The organism is Methyloradius palustris (assembly GCF_019703875.1).
Lineage (GTDB): Bacteria > Pseudomonadota > Gammaproteobacteria > Burkholderiales > Methylophilaceae > Methyloradius > Methyloradius palustris.
In genome coordinates this window covers 497,428-515,467 of record NZ_AP024110.1, presented here as the reverse complement: position 1 = coordinate 515,467, position 18,040 = coordinate 497,428, and the positions used below count along the sequence as shown (strand labels likewise).

Annotated in this window: 15 protein-coding genes; 6 read left to right on the top strand and 9 right to left on the bottom strand. The window is 41.5% G+C overall.

From position 1 onward, the window contains the following. Positions 1 to 56: 56 nt before the first annotated feature. The 6 genes from epsG to ZMTM_RS02595 all read right to left on the bottom strand — a co-directional run bounded on the left by epsG (position 57) and on the right by ZMTM_RS02595 (position 5,970). On the bottom strand, positions 57 to 938 hold the full coding sequence (epsG, locus tag ZMTM_RS02620; protein ID WP_221764786.1) for a chain length determinant protein tyrosine kinase EpsG: 882 nt from the start codon (positions 936 to 938) through the stop codon (positions 57 to 59). A gap of 1 nt (position 939) precedes the next feature. Next, positions 940 to 2,349, bottom strand: coding sequence for a chain length determinant protein EpsF (gene epsF / locus ZMTM_RS02615; RefSeq protein WP_221764785.1), 1,410 nt, complete (start codon positions 2,347 to 2,349; stop codon positions 940 to 942). A gap of 24 nt (positions 2,350 to 2,373) precedes the next feature. Beyond that, the gene (epsE, locus tag ZMTM_RS02610) at positions 2,374 to 3,174 is read right to left on the bottom strand and encodes a polysaccharide export protein EpsE (RefSeq protein WP_225907068.1); all 801 of its coding nucleotides are present in this window, start codon (positions 3,172 to 3,174) and stop codon (positions 2,374 to 2,376) included. A gap of 43 nt (positions 3,175 to 3,217) precedes the next feature. After that, positions 3,218 to 4,114 (bottom strand): EpsD family peptidyl-prolyl cis-trans isomerase, encoded by an 897-nt coding sequence (locus ZMTM_RS02605; protein WP_221764784.1) that lies wholly within the window; start codon positions 4,112 to 4,114, stop codon positions 3,218 to 3,220. A gap of 100 nt (positions 4,115 to 4,214) precedes the next feature. Next, the gene (epsL, locus tag ZMTM_RS02600) at positions 4,215 to 5,441 is read right to left on the bottom strand and encodes an XrtB/PEP-CTERM-associated polysaccharide biosynthesis outer membrane protein EpsL (RefSeq protein ID WP_221764783.1); all 1,227 of its coding nucleotides are present in this window, start codon (positions 5,439 to 5,441) and stop codon (positions 4,215 to 4,217) included. A 22-nt stretch (positions 5,442 to 5,463) separates the two neighbouring features. Further along, entirely contained in the window at positions 5,464 to 5,970 is a 507-nt protein-coding gene (locus ZMTM_RS02595) for a cyclic nucleotide-binding domain-containing protein (protein ID WP_221764782.1), read from the bottom strand. 406 nt (positions 5,971 to 6,376) lie between these two features. Here ZMTM_RS02595 and epsA point away from each other — a divergent pair, with 406 nt between their 5' ends. From epsA to ZMTM_RS02570, 5 genes are all read left to right on the top strand, one after another. Next, positions 6,377 to 7,165, top strand: coding sequence for an XrtB/PEP-CTERM-associated transcriptional regulator EpsA (gene epsA / locus ZMTM_RS02590; RefSeq protein WP_221764781.1), 789 nt, complete (start codon positions 6,377 to 6,379; stop codon positions 7,163 to 7,165). Next, positions 7,162 to 8,574 (top strand): undecaprenyl-phosphate glucose phosphotransferase, encoded by a 1,413-nt coding sequence (locus ZMTM_RS02585; RefSeq protein ID WP_221764780.1) that lies wholly within the window; start codon positions 7,162 to 7,164, stop codon positions 8,572 to 8,574. The genes epsA and ZMTM_RS02585 overlap by 4 nt, the downstream gene beginning before the upstream one ends. A 117-nt stretch (positions 8,575 to 8,691) precedes the next feature. Beyond that, the gene (locus ZMTM_RS02580; RefSeq protein ID WP_221764779.1) at positions 8,692 to 9,159 is read left to right on the top strand and encodes an FxDxF family PEP-CTERM protein; all 468 of its coding nucleotides are present in this window, start codon (positions 8,692 to 8,694) and stop codon (positions 9,157 to 9,159) included. A 495-nt stretch (positions 9,160 to 9,654) separates the two neighbouring features. Beyond that, positions 9,655 to 11,070 carry an undecaprenyl-phosphate glucose phosphotransferase gene (locus ZMTM_RS02575; protein WP_225907067.1) on the top strand — a complete coding sequence of 472 codons (1,416 nt, stop codon included), beginning with the start codon at positions 9,655 to 9,657 and terminating at the stop codon, positions 11,068 to 11,070. Beyond that, a complete protein-coding gene (locus ZMTM_RS02570) occupies positions 11,060 to 11,440 on the top strand; it encodes a VanZ family protein (protein WP_221764778.1) in 381 nt (126 codons plus the stop codon). The genes ZMTM_RS02575 and ZMTM_RS02570 overlap by 11 nt, the downstream gene beginning before the upstream one ends. A gap of 43 nt (positions 11,441 to 11,483) precedes the next feature. Here the strand turns inward: ZMTM_RS02570 and ppsR are convergent, their stop codons facing one another. Then, positions 11,484 to 12,296 carry a posphoenolpyruvate synthetase regulatory kinase/phosphorylase PpsR gene (gene ppsR / locus ZMTM_RS02565; protein ID WP_221764777.1) on the bottom strand — a complete coding sequence of 271 codons (813 nt, stop codon included), beginning with the start codon at positions 12,294 to 12,296 and terminating at the stop codon, positions 11,484 to 11,486. Positions 12,297 to 12,423: 127 nt separating this feature from the next. After that, complete coding sequence (ppsA, locus tag ZMTM_RS02560; protein WP_221764776.1) at positions 12,424 to 14,784, bottom strand: phosphoenolpyruvate synthase; 2,361 nt, start codon at positions 14,782 to 14,784, stop codon at positions 12,424 to 12,426. A gap of 417 nt (positions 14,785 to 15,201) precedes the next feature. On the opposite strand from ppsA, the gene ZMTM_RS02555 reads away from it, so the two are divergent. Next, the gene (locus ZMTM_RS02555; RefSeq protein ID WP_221764775.1) at positions 15,202 to 15,729 is read left to right on the top strand and encodes a hypothetical protein; all 528 of its coding nucleotides are present in this window, start codon (positions 15,202 to 15,204) and stop codon (positions 15,727 to 15,729) included. 39 nt (positions 15,730 to 15,768) lie between these two features. On the opposite strand, the gene ZMTM_RS02550 is transcribed toward ZMTM_RS02555, so the two are convergent. Beyond that, positions 15,769 to 18,039, bottom strand: coding sequence for a diguanylate cyclase (locus tag ZMTM_RS02550; protein ID WP_221764774.1), 2,271 nt, complete (start codon positions 18,037 to 18,039; stop codon positions 15,769 to 15,771). Between the last annotated feature and the right edge of the window lies 1 nt (position 18,040).

Here is an 18,040-nt window from a genome sequence, read left to right as displayed (position 1 = left end):
AATAAACTAGGATTTAGGTAAAACTTTAGTAGTAAAACAACGTTGTTAATATTCACTCAGAAATCATTTATCACGGCACCAACTATTTGAGCACCTACCCCATTTAGCTGCTCTTTCAAGTTCTGTATATCTTTGTGACTGGTTTCATTAAGCCGAGATATAACTAGTGCCCCACCACATAAGCCTGCAACAGACTGTGCATCAAAGGTTTGAGAAGCTGGTGCAGTGTCAATAATAACCACATCGTATTGATGTGTTAAATCATTCATCAGTTCAACAAAACTCAACTTGCTCAATAATTCTTGCGGGTTTGGTGGAACCGTTCCTGCTCCGAGTATGGAAAGATCCATAAATGAATCAACTTTAGTAATAATTTCAACCCCTGCTCTGCCTATCAGTATGTCAGATAAGCCTCTTGTCTCAGTTAGATTGAAGTTCTTATGTTGAACAGGATTTCTAAGATTGGCATCTACTAGCAATGTTTGCTCGCCGAGCTGAGAAAACACGATTGCCAAATTTGATGCAAGGTAACTACAGCCCTCTCCTGAGTTGGCTGCAACTAATGCCAATGCTTTGTTGCCTTCATTAAACCAGCGCAGTATTAACTGGCTACGCAGTGCTCTTAATGCCTCTACCTGCGCTGAGAACGGCTCATATGCTGAAACCAAGTCTTTGCGGAAATTACCTTGATTAGGCTGCAAATAAGGGTAGTCAAATTGAACTGACAAGGCTTGCTGTACATCAGCATCTGTAATGAAGCCGAGTTTTATTGCTGCATCCCCAAACCGGATACTCTCCAGTTTTTGGAGCCTAAGTACTTTCTCAGCTTGGTCAGGATTTAACTTTCCTAAGTCGAGTAATAGCTTGCCAATGCTGGGCTCTAATTTAGCATCATGACTGATTGGTTGAGAACCAGGATTTATAGGGCTATTCTGCATGTTAATCCTTAAGTAGCCGATTAAAAGTACCAGCCACACCTATTACAGGCTTTGATTTTTTATTCCCATATTTCGGACTGATCACTGCAAGAACTTTGGTGTCCAGTATATTCATAATATCTTCACTAGATCGAATTCTACGATCTAATATTTCCGCCATTAAAGAACAACCTACTCCCACCATACCACCAACAAATATTGATAAAAGAATATTCAGTAAAATTTTGGGCCCTGCAGGAGAAATCGGCGGTTTGGCCAAATTTAGAATAGCTATATCGCTCTGATTGGATTGAGCATCAATGTTAGTTTCGCTAAAGCGCTGAGTAACAACACCGAGATCACGTCCTGCAGTATCCACATCTTGTTTAAGCAAAGCAAGTTGGTCTCTTAAGTGGTTTAACTGAAGTACCTTTAATTTTTGGCTCGCGACTTCGGTTCTAAGCTCTGCTTCACGTTGCCGGTTAATACTTGCTGTCCCGCCAACACTTAGCGCCGTCCTTCTGGTTTCATTCTGTATCTGCGCATTAATTTTATTTAGCTCAGCCAAGCCTGACTGATAATCAGGATGATTCTTACCAACGCGCTGAGCAATGTCCGCGAGCTTGGCCTCGGAACGCGATGCATCTACTTTTAAACTCTGTATGACTGGGTTCAATGCTACATCAGGTGAGTTCTCAGCACTTCCAAGCGTATTTTGCTGACGTGAATTAGATTCTATCGCTTGTGATTGAACAGAAACCAGTTGAGTAGTCAGCTCATTCAAGCGATTTGTCTCAACGTCTAACTGGCCGTCTGCATTTGTAATTGCATTTTCTTGTTGAAATTTAGAAACTTTGGCTTGCGCCTCTTCTAATCGATCTCTGAATATTTTTGTTTGCTGTCCAAAGTAAATTGCACCCTTTTGTGCAGGTTCTACTCTCAATTGAATACTAGTTTGTTGGTAAGCCTCAGCAAATGCATTAGCTACAGCAGCTACAAAGTTAGGCTCCTGTCCTTTGAAGGTTATTTCTAAAACACTACTCTCTTTGGAAGGAGTAACCGCGAGTTTTTTTAACAACAATGCAGCTAACCAGTCATGTATATCTCCACGACCTGCAGTGGCATTATAAAAATTTTGTTTAGCATCTTCACTTTCGGCAAGCTTAAGCATATCAACCACTTTAAGTGCCACATTTTCACTTTGTACAATGTCTACTTGGGTTGCCAGGTATCCAGGCATTAGCTGCCCAGGCACAACAACTCCAGTAACCGGATCTGTACCTTTATAATTAAGCACAAGTGTAGCTGTCGCTGTGTAAGTTTTAGGCAATAAAAAACTCACAACAGTAGCCGTCAAAACGGTAACAAATATGGCAATAATAAAAATCTTAATACGAACTTTTAATATAATTAAAAATTGAGAGAAATTCATAAGTCTTCCTTTATTAATACTTAATTAGAAAAGACTTTCGCGAACGTAAAGTACGTCATCCGCTTGAATCGGTTGAGTTATGCTAGGTGTTGACTCAACAACTTCCCCTGCTGAATTTCTGCGGTATAATTTAATACTTCTTTGCGTTCCTCGCGTTGTCGGGCCACCGCCTTCTGCCAATGCTTGAATCACGGTCATGCTTCTCTCAACCCGATAAGACCCTGGGCGTTGCACTTCTCCATAAATATAAAATACTGGGGGACGATGAACATATATCTCGTCTCCTGCTATCACCTGAATATTGTCATCCTGTTTGTCATCAAGAAATATAGATGCAATATCAATCACTTTTCTAAATGGTTTATTTTCACGAGTGCCAATGACTACTGCGGTATCTGAACCTGTGGGAGATGCACCACCTGCCAGCGCCAGTGCATCAGAAATTCTCATTTTAGGGGTATCTAAGGCATAACGGCCTGGGCGACTTACTTGTCCAAGTATTGATATCTGGTTTCCTGGTGTAACCAAGACAATATTGACTTGAGGCTGCTGAAAAAATCCCCCATCCTTCAAAGCACGAGCAATTTTCCGTTCAGCATCCGCAATCGTTAAGCCGCCTATATTAACTAGCCCTATCAGGGGGTAAGTTATATTGCCGCTCTCTGGCATTCGAGTATCCAAGGTTAAATCAGGATTCTGGAATACAGTAATATGAATCGAGTCGCCAGCGCCCAATACAAAATCATTTTTATCCTCTGCAAATGATATACATGCATGAATCAAAAAATAAATCATTAATAGAAATTTAAATCTGAACACGGGCATAGTTAATTTCCTTATTTTAAAACTAGCTAATTTCTCGAACTATCTATTTTAATCCGGCAACACCCTTACTGATATCGAGCTTGCTATCAGAGGCAGACTTAGGATCAAACTCACCGAAATACTGAATATTGGATTGTTCACGCAATTTTTTTAAATTATCGATTGCAGCTGGTTTAGCTTTTGTGTTGAATAAAAAAGTCTTAATTAGAGCTGCTGAGTCACTATATGCTACTGGAGCCTGCTTAGTATTGATGACAAAAATGACATGTTTTATATCATTCAAATCCAGAATTGTTACATCCCCAGCATTCAACTTAGCAAGCTTGGTCAACATATCTAGCGGCACCTGCTCGGCGGGCCTTACGTAACTCTCGATAGAAAAATTAGCATGGTGGGATTTAAGCCAATCTTCTAGATCCTGTTTGGATTTCTGTTTGATAAAATCATCCGTCAGAATAGAATTGATATCATCACTTCTTTGTACACCTATGTCTTGCAAGGTATATATTTTGCGATCAGAGAATAAAGCTGGATGTTCTTGATAATACGTTTTTGTATCTTCATCGGATATTTTGACTGATTCCAGAGTGACTTTCTTAATGTATGCACTCGCTATAATTTGACGCTTTGCTGCTTCAATTTGCATTTGCACATCAGGGGTTCGGTCAATATTGTCTTTGCCTGCCTGCTCAACGGCAAGTTGTTCATCAATCAGCTTATCCAATATTTGTTTACGGGCCGCAGAAAGATTATCAGCCGTTATCCCAGGGCTATTTTTAAGAAATTGGTTCACTTGGTGAATTGATATTTCTGCGCCATTAACTCGGGCTGCCACCTGAGTGGACGTTTGGTTATTTTCGCTTTTACTGCATCCCAGCAATAAAGCACAACTCAACATTGTTAATAGTGAAACTGTAGTGGAAACATTACGTTTAAGCATAATTTATTCTGTAAATTCCTATATTTTGAATTATGTAATACTGGAGCAATTAATTCCCAGAGCATTCTTGGTTACGGCATATTGTGACTTGCAAAATACACTAAAAGTCTAACTGAGCACTTATTGATGCACTATCACTTACGTAGTCAAAACTATTATTAGTAGAATTTCTATTCTCATGTCCTATCTGAATGATGGTCTTTATTGAGTCCCGAGGAGTCCATGTTGCACTCACACCATAACTTGAAGACTGATCCTCTCTTCTGCTTGACGCAATTTGCGGGCCATCCCCCAAAAAACTTCTACGACTAATCTCAGCATTCCCCTTAACCATCAGCTTCGGCGAAATGGTCCAAGTCGGTTCAAAATCAAAGGAATCCAGAACTGCATAACTTGAAGTACTGTCGGTGTACCCGTCTAATCTTCTACTCAGTTTAAATATTAGCGAAGTTTTAGGAAGTGCATCCCACTGATAAACCAAGGTACCAGTATTTCCTGAAAAGCTGCGCTGAGAGAAATTGTTACTTTGCCTTTCGAGATATCCTATTTTTAAATCTAATTTTGACTTTCCTGAAATAAGCCAAATACCTCTTAGTTCTTCCGATTTGTCATTAAAGCCAGTATCTAACAGATTTACTGCATCCAAAGGTTGGTTCAGATAAGTACCTGTGCTATCCCGAGCTATGAACGAAAGGCTACTTAACGAATTAAAAACATATTTCAGACCTGCATTGAACCTATCACTTTCAAAACTGGTTTGTTGAATAAATACTTGGCTATTTTGCGAAGTCACCTTAGAGTAGCCACCGATCAGATGCCAGTTCATATAAGGTGAATAATCAAAATCAAAATTCTTGGTTTCTACTGTGATAATATTTTGCTTACCTAGCGCTCTAAAATCTACAAAACTGGCCAACGTCTCCTTTTTCTCAGTATATAAAGTCCCTGTCAAATCCGGACTGATTGCCCAAAGCCAGTTTAATTTATACTCATTAGAAACAAAATCTAGAAAATTAAAAGTCTGATACTTATTTGACGTCAATTGATACGTTAAGCTAAATTCCTGCAAAGAATAATGTTTATCAATACTTAATAGAGCATCCGTACTAGTTAGTATGTCGGAGCGATTAGATTTCCCAGTTGATAGAATTGGTGTCGTACCGGACGGAAGTTTAAAAAGGTTACTATCGTAATAATAATTTGTCCCAACAACCAGATTAAAAACATCCTCATCATCAGCACAGGCAACAGATGCATTTAGAAAAGTAAGTACAACAGCAAATCCGAACCTAATTGTCTGGAAAAGTTTTTTTTTAGTATTTACCATCAAATATTATTTATATGCGACTCTAAATTGGAACACCAAAAACGCTAGGCAGGAATCTGTCGCAAGTATCACGCAATCTTTGTGCCATCAACTGAAGCAAAACTAAAAGAAATTTGTTTCCAAGTCTTGGCATTTCAATTAATACCTCATTTAGTGATTCTCTCGTGAAAACAGCAAAATCTGTTGGGGCTGAAGTAACACAACTAGCAAAACGCGTTTGAGAGTCTATTAACGACATCTCTCCAAGGGTAACACCTGCACCCACTTCTGCAATTTTTTTGATCCCAATTTTGGGAATATCTTTCTGGACATCTACCGCGCCACTTAAAACCAAAATAAGGAAATCTCCTTTATCACCCTCTTGAATGAGGGTGTAATCTCTTGGCGCAGCAAAACATTGCATGTAATGACAAAGAATTTTTATCTCATCAACACTGAAATGATCCAGTAGTTTGATGTGATCAATTATTTCCAATATCTCGTCTACAAAAGCCTCAGCCTTACCTAGATTCGTTATGTTTTCATACATTTAGTTGCACTCTTATGTATCACTTAACTGAAAAGTATACATCATGCTTTGTTCTCACTTCAGGAATTACCATTTAGGCTCAACAATTAAGCATTATGATCCTCACTCAAATTTCGCCGCCTCCGCTATTTAACATCCGAATGCCAATTTATCGTTTGGCACAATTTCTGCTGATTCTATAATTAACGGTCTGATTTCAATCATTTCAAATCAGAACTTAAAAGGCTCAATACCCTTGCGCAATGAGCCATAAGTACTACAAGCAGCGTAAATTGCATGGTCCAAAGAAAAATCAGGTCTTAACTTTAAGTGACGAATTCTTGCTTTAAAAAGAATAGAAATGTTGAATTTTCAACAAATAAGTAATTTGAATAGTTAACTCACCAAGAAAAAACAAAGCATAACTATGTCGTTAAATTCAAACCTTGATAAGAATGATCTTGCTCACTTTGTTGAGTTAATACATGAATCATTACGCGTAAAAACACACTTTGAGTTTTTTATGTGGTTTCAAGGTAACCTACAAAGATTTATCCCTCATGACATCATGATTGCAGCATGGGGAGACTTTTCTTTAGGGCTGATCTATTTTGATGTAGTATCCGCAATTCCTGGAGTAAGGACCACAAAAATACCTAATAGTAACTTGACGCCTTTGCTTAAAAGGCTATTCAGTTACTGGCTACAACATGGAAAAGGCCCTTTTACGCTTAATATTCAGGAAGGTATTTTTAAAGAGGATAATATTGAATTAAGCGACGTCAGTAAAAGTTTTGATAAAATGAAGTCTGCTCTGGTACATGCCATAAAAGACTATCGTGGTCACCATGATTGTTTGTATGTGTTTCTCAGTGAATCCACCAGCACGCAAAAATCATCGCGAAAAATGCTTGAATCCGTATTACCTTACATCGACTTTTCATTGCGTCAACTAGAACACTTGCCCGCACAACTAAAAGAACCTGCTCCCATCGAAGAAGAAATGCCTGAAGAGTTTACTGGTAGCCTCTCTGAACGAGAAATTGAAATCATGAAATGGGTAAGAAGCGGGAAGACAAATCAAGAGATTGCCATGATATTAGATATCAGCTTCTTTACCGTTAAAAATCATCTGCAAAGAATATTCAAAAAACTGGATGTCTTGAATCGTGCTCAAGCTGTGACTAATTTCAAAGAAATGTATCCGAATAAATGAAAGAACTGATCGGGAACACCATCGGGAGAAAAGTTACTGGAATTACTTTTGCTCGAGACAATATACTTTACCTGATTGAAGCCTTCCTTGACCCATTACTCATCATAGTTAGCTTACTGGCTGTTTGTTATTTTAATGAGGGGGATATAGATTCTATATATATCATCGTATGCGTGATTCTGTTTTCGGTCACATTCCCTAGCAGCCCAAAACTCGGATTTTCAACTCTAAAAATAATCACGAATGTAATTGTGTCTTGGCTGGTATTAATAAGTCTATTACTGACTTTTGTTATCACTACCGACTTCATAAGTGCGTTTAATGAGAAAACCTTGTATTTGTGGGTCATGATTACCCCTATCGTTTTAATTCTTTCTACACTTGGATTAAGATTTCTTTCTGACTTAATCATCAAAATACAAGGCCCCACAAAGATTGCTGTGATTGCAGGGATGAATTCTCAGGGGTTAGCAATCGCTGACCGGTTAATTAATAGCAACTATCATTCGATGAACTTATTGGGGTTTTTCGAAGATCGTCAAATTGAACGTTTAGAGGGCCAAAAAGAATATCCAATCTTAGGAAAGTTATCCGAATTAACCAATTTCGTTCAAGAAAATGACGTCAATACCATTTATCTGTCCCTCCCTATGGCTCGACAGCCAAGAATAGTCGCTTTACTCGACGATCTTAAAGACACCACAGCATCTATCTATTTTGTACCAGATATTTTTATTACAGACCTCATTCAGGGCCGCATGAATGCAGTAGATGGAATACCCGTAGTCGCAGTTCGCGAATCTCCCTTTACTGGCTACGACGGAATAATAAAAAGGGCTGCAGATTTTCTTTTTGCCATGTTTGCACTTGTATTCATATCGCCACTACTTATTTTAATTGCAATTGCCGTAAAGCTAAGCACGCCTGGCCCTATCATCTTTAAACAAAGGAGGTACGGGTTAGATGGTAAAGAAATACTCGTCTACAAATTTAGGTCTATGTCGGTATGTGAAGATGGCCACGACCTAACTCAAGCAAAACTAGGTGATCAAAGAATTACTAAACTAGGTGCGTTTCTCAGAAGGACTTCACTGGATGAACTTCCTCAATTCATCAATGTACTGCAGGGTCGGATGAGCGTAGTAGGACCACGTCCGCATGCGATCTCACACAATGAAATGTATAGGAAGCTTATTAAAGGTTACATGATTCGCCACAAGGTCAAACCCGGCATTACAGGCTGGGCACAAGTAAATGGATTTAGGGGAGAAACCGATACTTTGGAAAAAATGCAGGCACGCATCGACTATGATATCGACTACCTCAGGAATTACAGCCCGAAACTGGATATGTATATTGTTATAAAAACAATTTCTGTCATATTTAAAGGTCAGAATTCAGCCTATTAGACCATTCGGGCTATTGAGGATATTGCGAGAAAAAGGATAATCGAAACCGAAGAGAAGAAGTACTATTTGATAATTAAGCAAAACTGTATTTTATGTATTTAAACTTAGGGGCACCAAATGAAGATTAAGATGTTTCTACTAGCATTTGTTTTATCAATATGTTCGATGGCTTCATTTGCGGATACAACTGATCCAGTAATTGTCAAAGGTAGTTTCACTGATTTATCTTTGGGCACTATTTCAATATCAAGTCTTTCTGATATTACTGGAAGTATTCTTTACGGCACTGGATCTGCAACTCTATTCAATAAAGTTTATAGCCTTGTTCCCGCAACATTTTCAGGCGGTAGTTTCGGATCGAGCACTTTTTCTGGCGATACCTTTAGTTTCAAAAATGTAGTCGCTGGTGACTACGAGTTGCTAATTAGTGGCATTACTAGCAAAGTTGGTAATAAGTTTGGAACGGCACTGATTGGTGCAGAATATACAGTTTCTGCTGTACCAGAACCTAAGACAAGTGGCATGTTCTTAGCTGGTTTAGGTATTATTGGTTTCATTGCTAGCCGTAGAAAGTCTTTGATTTAATAAACATGTTATAAATTGCGCTAAGTAATTAGAGCAATTTGTTTAAAAGCCCATCGCTTAATTGCTGTTGGGCTTTTTTATTGGCTACTAGCAATAGAATGTAGACTGATGTTTTCATCAAAGCCAATGAATACTAGAAAATCCAGAATAAAATAGTCAAAGTTGTCGTGACATAGCGACTCAGCAAATCAGTCCCACCTGAAGGTCCTGATTATATTAGATATGTCACTGTCTCCTTTAAGAGACAATTATTTCTTAAATAGATTAAATCGTTGAGCGCATCTAATCTCGGCATCTTTATCAAGACGAAATTAAACAACAATGTCTTTTCCTTACCATGATATTCATAAGTTTTAGGCGCTGTATCGATCGGTTACTTACTTCCCATGGCATATTCTTTGCCTATATTCACTTAGCTTATTGGAAGCAACTGTCGATGAACTGTCTCCATAAAGCATTTTTGACAATCACAACAGACAGAGGGTTTAAAGATTAATGAAGCAATCACGCGCACAGTCAATCATAGGGGATAAATTGGGCATATCGATTGCCCGAGATAATATACTCTTTATCATTGAGGCGTTCTTGCAGCCAGTCACTATCGTGCTTGCACTATGGGGGCTCTATTATCACTTTTATGGTGAATTAACTCCCTTGTGCCTGACCTTATCACTTATTCTTTTCTTACTGAATTTTCCTGCGCACTCCAATATTCATGACCCCGATTTAGAGTCCATCAGCAATGTATTGATCAGTTGGTTCAGCATTGCTGGATTTATATTAGTGTTTGGATGGTTCACTGAGTACATAGGACTGTTCTCAGTCAAAGCAATTGTCTGCTGGCTATTGGTGACCCCAGTGTTCCAACTGTTTGCAATCCTACTGCTAAGACTCGCGGCTCCAATCATTATCAAGCTACAAGGGCCTGCAAAACGCAGTGTAATTGTTGGCATTAACGAACAGGGCTTAGCCCTTGCAGCGAGCATCGCAAAAGATCAATACAGCACCACCAAGCTAATAGGCTTTTTTGAAGACCGAGAATTAGATCGCGTACCGAAATTACCTAGCAACACTAGTCATCTTGGTGCGATCAGCTCTGTCGCTAGTTACGTTAAAGAAAATCGAATAGACAGTATTTATCTATGCTTACCAGTCGCAGACCAGTCGCGCATGGTCAAACTCCTGAACAAGCTAAAAGACACGACAGTGTCAGTTTATTTTGTCCCAGACATATTTCAGACGGAATTGATACAAGGCAGCATTGGTGAAATGAATGGCATACCTTTAGTCGCGCTAATTGAAACACCATTCACTGGGTTTAACGGGATGATTAAGCGAGTTGCAGACATCTTATTCTCGCTAGTCACATTAATATTGATTTCGCCAGTATTGGCTTGCATCGCCATTGCTATAAAATCCACCTCGCCTGGACCTGTTATATTCAAGCAACGCCGATACGGTTTATATGGCGATGAAATTACCGTATATAAATTCAGGTCAATGACCGTTTGCGAAGATGGTACAGAGGTAAAACAGGCTACAAAGACTGATAGCCGCATCACACCCTTAGGCGCATTTCTGCGCAAAACATCTCTGGATGAGTTGCCTCAGTTCATCAACGTACTGCAGGGGCGCATGAGTATAGTCGGCCCTCGCCCCCATGCCGTGGTACATAATGAAATGTACAGGAAAATGATTACTGGCTATATGATCAGGCATAAAGTAAAACCAGGCATCACAGGCTGGGCGCAAGTGAATGGTTTGAGAGGCGAAACCGAAACACTGGATAAAATGAAAGAGCGTATTGATTACGACATTGATTATCTGCGTAATTGGAGCCCTAAATTAGATATGTATATTGTAGTAAAAACGATACTTGTTGTTCTTAAAAAGGAAAGCGGTGCCTATTAAAGCTTCCCGCTATAGAGCAGTGGCTATTCAGCAGTTGGCACTCATTTGCTTAGTTGTCATGCTATTGGGCATATTCATTGGCGGTGAAGCATCTGGTGCAGGGAGCCTGTTCCCATCGCCATGGGATAAGCTGGTGCACTTCATCGCCTACGGCAGTATCGGCATCTTTCTGGGGATGATATTAAAATCCAAACCCTTGGCTTTGATCTTAATACTCGTAGTGCTCATTGGGGCTGCAGATGAATTTCACCAAATATACATCCCTGGCAGACATGCTGGGCTAGACGACCTAAGTGCCGATTTAATCGGAGGATTAGCGGCATTACCAATCATTAGCAAACTAAGATCAGCGCTCTATCCGATGGTATAGACTTATGCAATTTTCCTATGCTGGCCTCAGTTTCCAGCACAAATTAAGCATACTGCTTAACTTTAATCTTTTGCAAAATAGTCGTTGATAGCTCTTCAATAGAGCGGCTGGTTGAATCAATCCAAGGCACATGTGCGCGCTCCATCAATGACTCCGCCAGACGTACTTCTTCTTTGCAATTGGCCAATGAAGCATAAAAGCTATCTGGGCGACGCTCGCTACGAACTGAATGCAGACGCTCTGGCTGAATTGTCAGGCCATAAAGCTTTTCTGGATATTTATCCAATATAGAAGGCAAAGTCATACGTTCAAAGTCTTCAGGGATCAACGGATAATTGGCCGCTTTAATACCAAACTGCATAGCAAGGTAAAGACTGGTAGGTGTTTTGCCGCAACGAGAAACACCAATCAAAATCACCTGCGCTTCATCCAGACCATGATTGGTCTGCCCATCATCATGCCCGAGCGAAAAATTAATGGCATCCATACGTTCATGGTAGCTATGCCCAAGCACGCCGTGGCTGATACCCACACCAAGCGATGGTTGCATATTTAATTCGGCCGAGAGTGGATCAATGATTGCGCCAAACATATCCAGACATAATGCATCTGCCTGCTTTACGAGCGCACGGTAATCAGGGTCAACCAGGGTCATCATAATCACTGGGCGGACGCCATCCTCCTCCCTTGCCTGAGCTATGCGTTGCAGTACTCCCTCAATCTTTTGAATTGAGTCGATAAATGGATAACGAAACTGGCGAAACTTCACTTCAGGGAAGTGTGCGAGCAAATGCCCTAAAGACTCAGCTGTGATGCCTGTGCTGTCTGACACAAAGAAAACCGTACGTTGTTGCATGCTTACTCTCCCCGTTCAACCTATTTTTGCACCTGAATGCAGCGCTTAAAATAAAAAACCACATCAGATGTTATCAACAAATGATGTGGTCAGTGTATATAAAGCCAAGCTTATTTTGTGTCTATATTTACTTTGTCAGTCGTTGCCAGGTGCTCACAACCGTATCAGGATTCAACGAAACAGACTGTATGCCCTTTTCAACCAGCCACTCAGCAAAGTCAGGATGGTCTGATGGGCCTTGACCGCAAATACCCACATATTTATTTAGTCGGTTACAGGTATCAATCGCCATCTTCAATAATACCTTGACCGCAGCGTCGCGCTCGTCAAAACCATGTGCCATCAAACCTGAGTCACGATCCATCCCTAAAGTCAGTTGTGTCAAATCGTTAGAGCCGATTGAGAAACCATCAAAGTATTTGAGGAACTCTTCCGCCAATAGCGCATTCGATGGAATCTCGCACATCATGATTAAACGCAAGCCATTTACGCCGCGCTTGAGTCCATATTCAGCAAGAATTTCTTCGACTTGGCGTGCTTCTTCCAAGGTGCGTACAAACGGAATCATCAATTCAACGTTAGTCAGGCCTAACTCTTCACGTACCTTGCGCATCGCCAGGCATTCAAGCTCGAAACAATCTCTGAAATCTTTTGCAATGTAGCGCGCTGCACCGCGGAAACCAAGCATCGGGTTTTCTTCATCTGGCTCATAAATATCACCACCGACCAGTTTCTTGTATTCGTTTGACTTGAAATCAGACAAACGCACAATCACTGGCTTGCCCCAGAAAGAAGCTGCAATGGTTGCAACACCTTCAGCCAGTTTATCAATATAGAACTGACGTGGGCTGGCGTAGCCATTGGCACGACGAGTAATCTCAGCCTGCATGTCGGCTGGCACTTTGTCGAAGTTGAGAATGGCCTTAGGGTGTATGCCGATCATGTTATTGATCACAAATTCTAGGCGGGCAAGGCCTACGCCATGATTAGGAATCTGGGCAAAGCTAAACGCCATATCTGGATTACCAACGTTCATCATGATTTTGACAGGAGCCATTTTCAACGCGGTAGCGGTCTCTGTGGTCTGTTTATAGTCCAAAGCACCCGCATATACGTGGCCTGTTTCACCTTCGGCACACGATACGGTCACAATGTCGCCTTCTTTTAGAAGCTCAGTGGCATTCACACAGCCAACAATCGCAGGGATGCCCAATTCACGCGCAATAATGGCAGCATGACAGGTACGACCACCACGGTTAGTCACCAATGCTGAGGCGCGCTTCATGACTGGTTCCCAGTTCGGGTCCGTCATGTCGGCCACAAGCACATCGCCAGGTTGCACAGTATGCATTTCTGACGCGTCTTTAACGATACGTACAGGACCTACACCAATCTTTTGTGTCACAGCACGGCCAGTGACTAATGGAGTACCTGTGCCAATCAGCTGGAACTTCTCTACCGAGTTGCCAGCCTGAGACTTAACTGTCTCTGGACGAGCCTGCAAGATGTACAACTTACCATCAACGCCATCTTTACCCCACTCGATATCCATCGGGCGTTCATAGTGTTTTTCAATAATCATGGCATAGCGTGCAAGCTCAAGAATCTCTTCATTTGTCAGCGAGAACTGTGTGCTTTGGACTGTATCAACAGGCACTGTGATGGTGCTTTTACCCGCTTGATTGGCATCGGTAAATACCATTTTGATCATTTTTGAGCCAAGTGAACGACGGATAATCGCTGGGAAGCCCTCAGCCAACAATGGTTTGTGCACATAGAACTCATCTGGGTTAACGGCACCCTGCACCACGGTTTCGCCCAAGCCATAGGCTGAGGTAATAAATACGACTTCATCAAAACCAGATTCGGTATCCATAGTGAACATCACACCTGAGCTACCTATATCACTGCGCACCATGCGCTGAACACCTGCCGATAAAGCAACGTCCGCATGGATAAAGCCTTTGTGCACTCGGTATGAAATCGCACGGTCGTTATACAGTGAAGCGAATACTTCTTTGATGGCGTGCAAGATATTGTCGAGACCACGAATATTCAGAAAACTCTCTTGCTGACCTGCGAATGAGGCATCAGGCAAATCTTCCGCTGTGGCAGATGAACGCACAGCGAAACTCACGCTATCGCCCATTTGTGTCGTCAGGGTTTGATAATGCTCAGCAATACCATCTAATAAAGCTTTAGGGAAGTTGGCTGTCATAATCCACTCACGGATTTTATTGCCACAAACAGCTAATGCCGTGACATCTTCTACATCCAAACGATCAAGCTCTGCATTGATACGATCATCAAGCCCATCTTGCGCCAGAAACTCACGATAGGCATGTGCTGTAGTAGCAAAGCCTGTAGGCACGCGCACACCCTTGGCAGTTAACTGGCTGATCATCTCACCTAGTGATGCATTTTTGCCGCCAACGGCTGGCACATCATCAATACGAAGTTTCTCAAAAGCAATGACGTAGTCGGACATATCTTCCTCGTTCATTTGCGCAAAATGCGCAAACCTTTAATTTTAAATCGTCTAAATTCAGCCAATCATAGCCTTAAGCACAAGACTATGCAGGCAACTTAAATAGTTTCACATAGTCCGAATGGACTGGATTGTGAATGTTGTAATAATGAATTACCCCGAAGTTGGAACAAGACAAGCAAGTATTTGTTATTTAAGGCCAATTTTTGGTAAACTGATTGGTTAGTAAGTGTATGCAAGTTGTAAGTACGAAATAATAAATCATGCGCCAAGTAAAATCCATGAAATACAGCAAACACTCTCTATTTAGCTGATTTTTATGGTGACATCTTTGCCGAATAATATAAGAAATTCATTATTTATGATGAATTCAATGGAGAATTAAATGCTTGAGAACTTCAAAAGAATGGTGAGCCTATGAAACGCTCAGATTACGCTTCCCTATCTAAATATCCTGAAAAACTACAGGTATTGTTTTTACAATACTGGAAGCTGATTTTACCCGTGCTTTTGATCATCATCGGTTTACTGGTGACTTTCACTGAAGCTGGTCATTGGCTGATATCAAAGGGCGATTACAGCAATGCCTTATTCACGTTGTTGGTGATTGATAGCGTGATTTTAGTAGGTGTGCTTGCCAAGCTGTTATTGAATTACTTGGGCGATGACACCCCTAAATGGATGAGTTATCTCACTGATGAATTTCATGGCGCGCGCTGGACCTGGAAATATCAGGAAGCCTTTGATCAGATTACGGATTTGCAACCGCATTGTGTCAACTGCAAGCACGACTTAAAAGTGGTGGATGGCGAATACCCTGAAAAAATGGTCACCTGCCCAAGTTGCAAAAGCATGGTTTCCCGCTTTTTTGGTAGTTATGAAAACTATCTGCAAACGATCAGAGATTTGATCAAACAGAAAATCAGAAAAAACTATCTGGAATAACCCAACGCCCAGTAAAGACCTCAAGCAAAGGCCTTGAGGTCAGAGCGTACAGACTTTATTTCGCCCAGTATTTTTAGCCTCATACAGTGCCTTGTCTGCAAGGTGTAGCAGCATGTCGATATTCACGTTTTTCTTGGTCAGCGTGATGACACCAATCGATATTGTAAACGTGAGTGGCATGCCTGATTCAAGCGATAGCTCATTCTTTTCGATTTTATCGCGCAATCGTTCGGCCACTTCAAAAGCATGTTGTGCATCGGTTTCAGGGAACAGAATCGCAAACTCTTCCCCACCCATGCGCGCAACCATATCGGTTTCTCGCAAGGTTTCTACACATATCCGACTCAACTCTTGTAATACCAGATCGCCTGTTTTGTGGCCGTAGGTATCGTTCACTTTTTTAAAGTAATCGATATCCAGCATGGCGACAGAAAGTGGGTTGCCATAGCGCAAGGCACGGGCAACCTCTACCTCACCTTGCCTGATAAAGGCACGACGATTCGCTATATTGGTCAGGTAATCAACGTTGGCTTGATGTCGCAGCTTCTCATCAAGTATTTTTCGTTCGGTAATGTTCTCGAAGACTGTGACAAAGTAATCGCCTTCCGTACTATGGACTGACACTGAGAACCACATGTCCATCGCATCAATATATACATCGAAACGCTCAGCAACTTTAGTTTTGATAACACGACCATAAGTCTCGAATATTTCGGGGCTTGATTCGCGGATGCCAGGCACCAACTCACTTACTTTGCGCCCGACTACATCCTTTAAGCCTGTGAGCGGCTCAAATTTATCGTTGATATTGATATAGACGAAATCGACGGGCTTACCGTCTTCAAATAACATCTGGCAATAGGCGTAGCCGCCAAGCATGTTCTGAAAGAGCTGGCGATAATGCTGCTCACTTTGCCGCATGGCTTCTTCAGCACGTTTACGTGCGGTTACATCCTGCCCAAAGAGAAAGAAACCTGTGACTTCACCCTTCTCAAGTGCCGGAATATAGGAAATTTCGCTATAGAGTAGATTGCCATCTCGACCTGGAGTGGCATCATCAAAGTGCTGCGGCTTACCTTTAAGCACCGCCTTGATATAGGGCTGCCTCTGCTTGTAAGTATCTTCATCCATAAAGTCACGCAGGTGTTTGCCATAAATATCGGGGGCGGGCAAATTAAACCAGTCTTCATAGACCTTGTTGGCAAACTGATTAATCAGTTTTTTATCCCAAAATCCAATCCTGGCAGGCACATTATCAATAATCAGTTTGATGCGTTGCTCACTGAGATCAATCAATTCTTTTGCAGCAGTCAGCAACTTTGCATCTTGCACTAATTGGCGATTAGCTTCCTGCAAGCCTTTAATCTGGATTTTGACCTCATCCTGTAGCGCATCACGCTCTTCGATAATCCGCGCCTCAAGCCGCTTAACATGTGAAATATCTTCGATGGATGCAACGAAGTAGAGCGGTTCACCAGATGCATCGCGATTCAGCCTCACAGAAAGACTCGCCCATAGATAATGGCCTGCTGCATGGAGGTATCGCTTTTCCATGTGGTAGCCAGGAATTTCGCCATTCAATGTGCGTTCGAACAACTCCAAATCTTTATCCAAATCGTCGGGATGGGTGATGTCCTGAAAGTTAATATGCGTGAGAGTGTCGGAGTCATAGCCCAATATTTCACAAGCTTTAGGGTTAACACGAAGTAACTGGCCTGTAGGTGCGGTATGAATCAAACCTACCGCAGCGAGATTAAAAGTATTCTCAAACAGAGAGAAGGTTTCTAATATAGACGTGTTCAAAGCTAGATTTTTGCTGGCAAGCTCACGTGTTTGCAAGGCAACTTGAGCAAGTTGCGCTAATCGGACCATCTGGCGGAGCTCTGATGCACTTAAAGTGCGCGGGTGATTATCAACAACACAGAACGTCCCGACGTTATGGCCTTCAACTGAGGCCAGAGGAAATCCAGCATAAAACCGGACATGCGGTGCTGCTGTCACTGATGGATTATCTGAAAACCGCTCGTCGAGCAAAGCATCTTCAATAATCATGGGGGATGTCTGTAAGATAGCATGGGCGCAAAAAGAGACATCACGCGGCGCTTCCGAACCTTCTATGCCGACTCGAGACTTAAACCAGTTACGTTTGCTATCAACGATGGTAACGAGCGCAATAGGCAACTGAAGCAGTTCTGCTGCCATTTCTGTCAACAAGTCAAAGCCAACCTCTGACGCACTATCAAGAATATCCATTCTTTTTAGCGCTGCTAGTCTTTCCACTTCGTTACTTGGGATATCTGGGAATTTCATT

Coding starts and splice junctions, on each gene's coding strand:
- epsG (WP_221764786.1), bottom strand. CDS start 938: ATGCAGAATAGCCCTATAAATCCTGGTTCTCAACCAATCAGTCATGAT.
- epsF (WP_221764785.1), bottom strand. CDS start 2,349: ATGAATTTCTCTCAATTTTTAATTATATTAAAAGTTCGTATTAAGATT.
- epsE (WP_225907068.1), bottom strand. CDS start 3,174: ATGCCCGTGTTCAGATTTAAATTTCTATTAATGATTTATTTTTTGATT.
- ZMTM_RS02605 (WP_221764784.1), bottom strand. CDS start 4,114: ATGCTTAAACGTAATGTTTCCACTACAGTTTCACTATTAACAATGTTG.
- epsL (WP_221764783.1), bottom strand. CDS start 5,441: ATGGTAAATACTAAAAAAAAACTTTTCCAGACAATTAGGTTCGGATTT.
- ZMTM_RS02595 (WP_221764782.1), bottom strand. CDS start 5,970: ATGTATGAAAACATAACGAATCTAGGTAAGGCTGAGGCTTTTGTAGAC.
- epsA (WP_221764781.1), top strand. CDS start 6,377: ATGTCGTTAAATTCAAACCTTGATAAGAATGATCTTGCTCACTTTGTT.
- ZMTM_RS02585 (WP_221764780.1), top strand. CDS start 7,162: ATGAAAGAACTGATCGGGAACACCATCGGGAGAAAAGTTACTGGAATT.
- ZMTM_RS02580 (WP_221764779.1), top strand. CDS start 8,692: ATGAAGATTAAGATGTTTCTACTAGCATTTGTTTTATCAATATGTTCG.
- ZMTM_RS02575 (WP_225907067.1), top strand. CDS start 9,655: ATGAAGCAATCACGCGCACAGTCAATCATAGGGGATAAATTGGGCATA.
- ppsR (WP_221764777.1), bottom strand. CDS start 12,296: ATGCAACAACGTACGGTTTTCTTTGTGTCAGACAGCACAGGCATCACA.
- ppsA (WP_221764776.1), bottom strand. CDS start 14,784: ATGTCCGACTACGTCATTGCTTTTGAGAAACTTCGTATTGATGATGTG.
- ZMTM_RS02555 (WP_221764775.1), top strand. CDS start 15,202: ATGAAACGCTCAGATTACGCTTCCCTATCTAAATATCCTGAAAAACTA.
- ZMTM_RS02550 (WP_221764774.1), bottom strand. CDS start 18,039: ATGAAATTCCCAGATATCCCAAGTAACGAAGTGGAAAGACTAGCAGCG.